Here is a 6,806-nt window from a genome sequence, read left to right as displayed (position 1 = left end):
CTTAGTAAGAAAAATAGCCCATTAAAAGACCATTGTCCGTATAAAATCTTCCTTGTCCACTTTCCTTCCTTGTCTTCGGTAGTCTTGCCTTCACAGATCATATTAAAAACCTACCCTTGTAAGGAAGGGGGTGGGGTCAAACAATAGTTGATACACTAATCATACCTTTTAAAACATCTTCTAAGGGTATGGCTACGCCACGCCAGATATGACAGATATACTCGCTATTAACAATAGCTCGGTAATATATCACTTTTACTTGTATTACTATTAACTATGTAGCCAGCGGATTAACAACTTGAGCATCATCAGAAAAACAGGATAATTTTCCGGGAGTTTCCTAAATTTGATGATATATACTACCAGGAAATCATATTTGTTGGGCATTTTGGCATGACATAGAACTTTATTTAGGATATGCTATTAATACCGACAATATTGAATAGGTTTTTAGCATTTTTTTATTCATGAAATCGGCTAAGAATCACGATTTCTGGGGAGTTGTTTGGCATTGAAATTATCAAATTGGTAAAATTTATGTAGCACTAAAATAATTTACAAAAACTTCACAGAAATTTCCCATGTTGAATGTTATAAAATATAGCTGAGAGATGTGTAATCTATTCCCTCAAGCAAGGATACAAAATTTAAATTTTATATATCCTAAACAGAGGTAAATATCTATACATAACTCAACTGTTACGGGATTAATTCAGAGTGCGAAAAAACCTGGTAAAAAAAAGTACAAATCCCTGTTTTGTCAATGATAGCTATTAGCTAAAATAAAAAAATAGCCCATTTCTCGCTTAAATGATCACGAAGCTCTGCACTCACTAGTTAGTATATATAGCATCTATAGCGAGGGGAATTTGAGGATTTAAGACGTTGTAAAAAGATGCTGTAAATGGCGAAATCACTCAAATTTCAGGTTTTAATTCCGTTATAAACTATTTTGTTTTCTATGTAGTTAACTTCTTGGCTTGAGGTACAACATAGTCAATACTTACCAAGTTAGTCAGTTCAATTACTAGAATTTAAATCCATCTAAACATTGACCTAAATTCTAGTATTAAGGCTTACATATCTTTTAAATTCAACTGATCAAAAATTAGCATGGAACATATCTCACAACTCCGAACAAAAATTAGACAGGAAAGGGCAAATCCTGATATATTAGTAGTATCCCATCTATTTCTGCCAAAAAAAGCAGTGATTGGGGAATATCTCTATAATCGCTGTGTTCAAGACCCAGAAAGAGTAGTTGTTCTCACATCTGCTTGTTCTGGCGATCAAGTATTTGATGCGGCTCAAGAATTTCCTGTATATCGCTGGTTCAATTGTCGATACTGGTTGGGTAATTTTCTGGGAAGTCTATTACAACCTACTATCGATTTAGTCTGCTCATTTGTGCTAGCCATCAAACTCTATTTTCGTTATCATTACCGTTATATTGAATGGGGTCACGGCTACGATTTTCCAGCATTATTACTATTGAGCTATATCCTACCCATACGCTTTTTTATGTATCTCCATGGTAGCGATATTCTTGAGAGTTTAAATAATCCCATATGGCGATCGCTCTTAAAATTGACCCTGAAACGCGCCGAGGGAATTGTTTGTAACAGTTACGTCACCCAAGATTATCTCCACAAAACTTTCCGGTTAACCACTCCCACCCATGTTATTCAACCTATAGTCAGACCAGAAAAATTTGGTATTCAAAAGAATCAAGCTAATTTTGATGATTTACGTCAACGGGTGCGGGAAGCGTACAATATTCCGGAAACAGCAATAGTAATTCTTTCGGTAGGAAGGTTAGTCAAGGAAAAAAGCTTTGATCGTGTGATTGAAAACTTACCACTGCTACTCACAATTGGACTTGATGTTTACTATATACTTTGCGGACAAGGGCCATGTGAACCCGCATTAAAAAAATTAGCCCAGCGCTTGCGAGTAGACAAGCGAGTACACTTGACCGGACATATACCCGATGACCAATTAGCTGGTTATTATGCAGCTTGTGATCTGTTTGCGATGCTCAGTTCCTTAGACCCCAAGGAATGTATACAGGGTTTTGGTATTGTTTACTTAGAAGCAAATTATTTCGGTAAGCCTGTGATTGCTTCTCGTTTAGGCTCGGTGATTGATATAGTTCGCCATGAAGAAAATGGGATTCTCGTGAATCCCAAATCTGGATACGAAGTTTTTCAGGCTTTCAAACGATTGTGTAACGACCAGCATTTACGTGAAAAACTCGGTCGCAAAGGTAAACAATTAGCCAGACGCAAAACCCTTTACCGTTCGCTGTACCTATCTGAACCTATCCCTAATGGTGTGTTGAATTAACCACCACCTACAATGGTGACTATTTCTAAGCGATCGCCTGGCTGCATTTGTGTTTCTGGCCAAAATTGACGGTGTAAAATTTCACCATTATATTCCACCGCTACTAAACGGGGATTAAAACCGAACTGTTGCAGTAAATCTGGTAACAGCGTTTGGGAGGAGCAACTACGGGTTTCGCCATTTACCTGGAGTGTAATCTGATTAGACATCTTAAAGTGCTGATTTATCAACTGGTTATGGTTGGATGTGATGAAGCTGGGAAATCAAATATTGTGTTACCAGGGTCGGCTGTTCCGCTTGGATGATAGCTCGTACCACCGCTACACGTTCCGCCCCCGCTGCGATCACATCATTGATATTATTTGTATCTATACCCCCAATGGCAAACCAAGGAATTGAGCTATGTTGGGCGGCATAGGTAACATATTGTAAGCCCGCTGCTGGCTTATTTGCTTTCGTGGGGGTCTCATAAACTGGACCCACACCAATATAATCTGCACCTTCAGCAATTGCCTTTTGCATTTCTTCAGGATTGGTAGTAGAACGCCCTATCAAACGTTGGTGTCCTAGTAATTGTCTAGCCATGGCAATAGGCATATCTTGTTGTCCCAAATGTACACCATCTGCATCCACGGCCAAAGCTAAATCTACTCTGTCATTAACGATAAATAAAGCACCGTAGGAATGACATAATTCCCTTAATCTTGTCGCCCGTTCCACACGTATATAATCATCAGCAGTTTTCTCCCGGTACTGCACAAGGGTTAATCCAGCCTTGAGAGCGGCTTCCACCTGTGGGAGCAAATTTTCTGCGGGAGCAGTCACTAGATATAACTGCGATCGCCACAGTAGTTGATGACGCTGGTAGCCCATTAAACTAGTTTCTAGAGTATAAACACGATAACGCATCTGCTTCAAAGCTTTACCCATATCGGGATGGTAAAGCTTACCGTATTCTTCGAGCACCCGCATTGCTTCTTGGACACGACAAAAGTTTGCTTGTAATAGCGCCCCAATGCTAGAGCGTTGTTCTTCCTGCGGATGGGTCAATTCCGTACCCGGATCACCGGGTGTATCTCGCGCCGCCCGCAGTTCCGCAGTATGCCAATGAGCCAATTCTTGACGCAGGTACTTGCATTCCCCAACTAATTGCGCGTTATTTAACCCAAAGCGACACCATTCTTCTATAATTCGCAATCCTTCCCGGGCTCGGTCTAGATTAGCATCTAAAATCCGGTAAACAGCTGGCTGTATTTGCGCTTTTTGGCTGTTTGGCTCCACCATAACAACAACCCTATTATTACTTGCATTAAGTGGGGTAATATCAAAACTTTGAGACATTTTGATCAAAATTTTCTAGTCCGGTAATATCAAAAATAAGTACAAATTTAATATAATTTTATACATACCTTACTTGCTAGATAGATGAAACAGCAAAGATTTAAGAACGATATTATCATATATCTTAAACTGAACAAAAAGCATATATTCAGCAATTCACCTGCATAACACACAAAATATCTTTTTTTCTTTAATAGAGAATTATTTATCAGCAGGTCTAGTAACTTTTATTGTGTAATTTATTTGGGCAAAGTCAATCAATCATTTGCATCAAGTCCAATCCCCAACAGCTATTGCACAGCTAATAAAAGAATTGCATAGCTCAATGTACCACAAGCAAATGCCCAAAAACAGCTTTCTCTCTCTTCTGGTAGTTCTTCCTTCAGAACATTGAGGACAATACCACCAGCTAAAAACGCAAATAAAACCGCAACAATAGCCTGATTAATTTCCGTAACTGAGCCCAGAAACCAACCCACAATTATCGCCATTGATAATAGCCAACGACCAATTTTGTCATAGATTCTTTTGTGATGTTGACGCAAACCATGATCGTTAACCACAAAATGCAGCGCCATGGCCAAAGAAAATAATAATAAACCCTTAATATTTGAGTTCTCTCGTTGTACTAGCAAATACCCAATTAAGACATTATAAATCGCAAAAGCAGCAATATGTAGGAAAAAGAAATCTGTCGGCTTTCCTGTTGTTTCACTCCCTACAAGTGAAGTTTTCGCCAATCTCTCTAAGCCATAAAAAACCGTTAAACCTAAAAGTGCCACTATATAGACATGATGCTCTAAAAAACTCCATACCATATTTAAACTGCTTTGCAGTTTTACTTGTGCTTGACTCAGTTCTGGCAAAATGTGAATAAACACATAAGCTACAGATACACCGCTACCAAAGGATAAACCACGACTACGTGGTGTATATTTGAGAAATCTTAGTTTAGCTGCAAATAAATGTGTGGTGGCTAAGACAATCGCCGAAATCAAAGTGTTCATGCTTACTTCTAGTATTGATTCTCACAATTACCAGGTTGATGACTGTGAGCGATCGCATAATACCAATGATTGACATTCTTCATTCTCAGGGGATAAAAACTTTAGTATAGGACTTAGACACCTGTCATAAAAAATTATATTTTTTGCTGGTATTCATGGCTGCTCCTTACCTGATTGTGAGGATTGCACTTTCCCCCCCCAGTTAAGATATGATTACAGCTACATAAGTCCTATATTATTAGCATTTATCGAAAGTGGATTTATCCCAATTATGTATTCTCAATATTCTCAAGCAAAGCTCCTGCAATTACAGCTAACTCGCCACCTTGATCAATCAAATTCTTCCCAGGAATTAGTCTGGTTTTTGGTTTCTTCCATCTTATCTTTCACCCTAGGCTTAGGAGTAATAACTATAACTGTACTGGGTCTCGGTTCCGGTAGAGTTTCGGCTCAAATACCTCAGACCTCCCAGGGTGAAAGCACAAGGTCTGAAGTGAAAATGTTATTTGTCAACCCCCGTCTGGGAAATAACACTTCGGGTAATGGTACTCAGAGCGCTCCTTTCCAAACTATTACCCACGCCTTGCAAGTAGCGACTCCCAATACAATGATTATCCTCTTCCCCGGTAATTATACTGCTGAGACTGGGGAGGTTTTTCCCATCAACCTCAAACCGGGTGTTGTGATTCAAGGAGATAGTTCCAGCAAAGGACAGGGAATTACAATTAGAGGTGGTGGAACATTCCTTAGTCGCAGCTTTGGTGGTCAAAACGTCACTATCGTCGGTGCAGACAAGGCTGAGTTAAGTGGGGTAACGGTCACAAATCCCCAGCCCCGTGGTTATGGTTTGTGGGTTGAGTCCAGCAATCCTGTGATCACAAACAATACATTTACCCGCAATACTCAGGATGGGATCTCTATCAGTGGTAACAGTTCCCCTACAATTAGGCAGAATTACTTTCATCGTAATGGGGCGAATGGTATGACCATTGGCGGTAATTCCCAGGCGCAAGTGCGGGAAAATGTTTTTGAGCAAACAGGATTTGGCATCAATATTACTGACAATGCTGCGCCTATATTGGGCAGTAATCAAATTCAAAACAATCGCTATGGCATCATAGTACAAGGTAATGCTCGGCCGATTTTACGGCAGAATTTAATTCAAGGTAGTAGGGAAGATGGTTTAGTGGTTCTCACCCCAGCAATACCAAACCTAGGTACTATGACTGAAGTAGGTGGAAACCAATTTCGCAATAATATGGGCTATGATATTAATGCAAGTGGGAGTAACCAGAGGATTCCTGCAGTTGGTAATAACCTGTTCCCAAATCGCATTATTGGTAACGTAGACTTTCAAGCTCAAACAGCACCCATAGGTCAAAACCCTCAGCGGCCTACCCTCGCCAATCCTCCCACCCAGACAATCCCTACCAATGAAGAAATTATCTTTTCTGCTCCCAATCAGCCAAACCAAGCTAATCAATCACAGAGGAATTATCTCCAGATTGATCCTAATATTGTGGAATTTGTAGCCCCCCAGTCGCCACCTCCAGGTCAAGCACCTCCCTTTGGGGAATCACCTCTGTTACCAATTCCCAATCCCAGTACTCCTCCCACTCAGAGCATCGCATCTACTGAAAATCCGCCGGGTTTACGCTACCGCGTTGTAGTTAATATCACAAATAATCAGGAACGAGATCTAGTGCTAAACTTAGTACCAGAAGCATTTCCTACTGTCCGGCAAGGTCGCAGAGTGATGCAAGTGGGAGTGTTTAGCGATCGCAATAATGCCGATGAAATCCTCAATGTCCTCAAAAGTTTGGGTTTAAGAACTATAATGGAACCATTAAAATGATTTGTGCGAAAGCATCACCTGGCTTGTGAAATACACTTACCTCACCGCTCGGTTAAACTTACCCAAAACTACCCACTGGCAATTTTAGCGTTAACTTCTTGTTTCATAGACGGTTATCTGCTATATAAAACCTAGACAAAGCTAGACTTTACTTTCTACTTCAACGGGAGCATGGGAGCGGTTATCCCTTAGTAGACTTGCACGCCTTAGCCAGACGCGATATTTCTCTTAAGATTTACAAGAAAGACTACCGCTAT

The 6,806-nt window shown here is 40.2% G+C and carries 5 protein-coding genes; 2 read left to right on the top strand and 3 right to left on the bottom strand.

The features are described from left to right. The first annotated feature begins 1,113 nt into the window (after positions 1–1,113). The gene (locus tag PN457_RS04540; RefSeq protein ID WP_271731617.1) at positions 1,114–2,346 is read left to right on the top strand and encodes a glycosyltransferase family 4 protein; all 1,233 of its coding nucleotides are present in this window, start codon (positions 1,114–1,116) and stop codon (positions 2,344–2,346) included. Here PN457_RS04540 and thiS read toward each other — a convergent pair. The 3 genes from thiS to PN457_RS04525 form a co-directional block, all read right to left on the bottom strand. Continuing rightward, positions 2,343–2,555 carry a sulfur carrier protein ThiS gene (thiS, locus tag PN457_RS04535; RefSeq protein ID WP_271731616.1) on the bottom strand — a complete coding sequence of 71 codons (213 nt, stop codon included), beginning with the start codon at positions 2,553–2,555 and terminating at the stop codon, positions 2,343–2,345. The genes PN457_RS04540 and thiS overlap by 4 nt on opposite strands. A 25-nt stretch (positions 2,556–2,580) precedes the next feature. Further along, positions 2,581–3,687 (bottom strand): thiamine phosphate synthase, encoded by a 1,107-nt coding sequence (locus tag PN457_RS04530; RefSeq protein WP_271731615.1) that lies wholly within the window; start codon positions 3,685–3,687, stop codon positions 2,581–2,583. A 290-nt stretch (positions 3,688–3,977) separates the two neighbouring features. Next, positions 3,978–4,694: a hypothetical protein gene (locus tag PN457_RS04525; protein WP_271731614.1), complete on the bottom strand. Its 717-nt coding sequence runs from the start codon at positions 4,692–4,694 to the stop codon at positions 3,978–3,980. Between the two features lie 271 nt (positions 4,695–4,965). Here PN457_RS04525 and PN457_RS04520 point away from each other — a divergent pair, with 271 nt between their 5' ends. Next, complete coding sequence (locus tag PN457_RS04520) at positions 4,966–6,549, top strand: DUF1565 domain-containing protein (RefSeq protein WP_271731612.1); 1,584 nt, start codon at positions 4,966–4,968, stop codon at positions 6,547–6,549. Positions 6,550–6,806 lie beyond the last annotated feature (257 nt).

Source organism: Anabaenopsis arnoldii (assembly GCF_028331025.1).
GTDB lineage: Bacteria > Cyanobacteriota > Cyanobacteriia > Cyanobacteriales > Nostocaceae > Anabaenopsis > Anabaenopsis arnoldii.
This window is presented reverse-complemented; position numbering and strand designations above follow the sequence as displayed.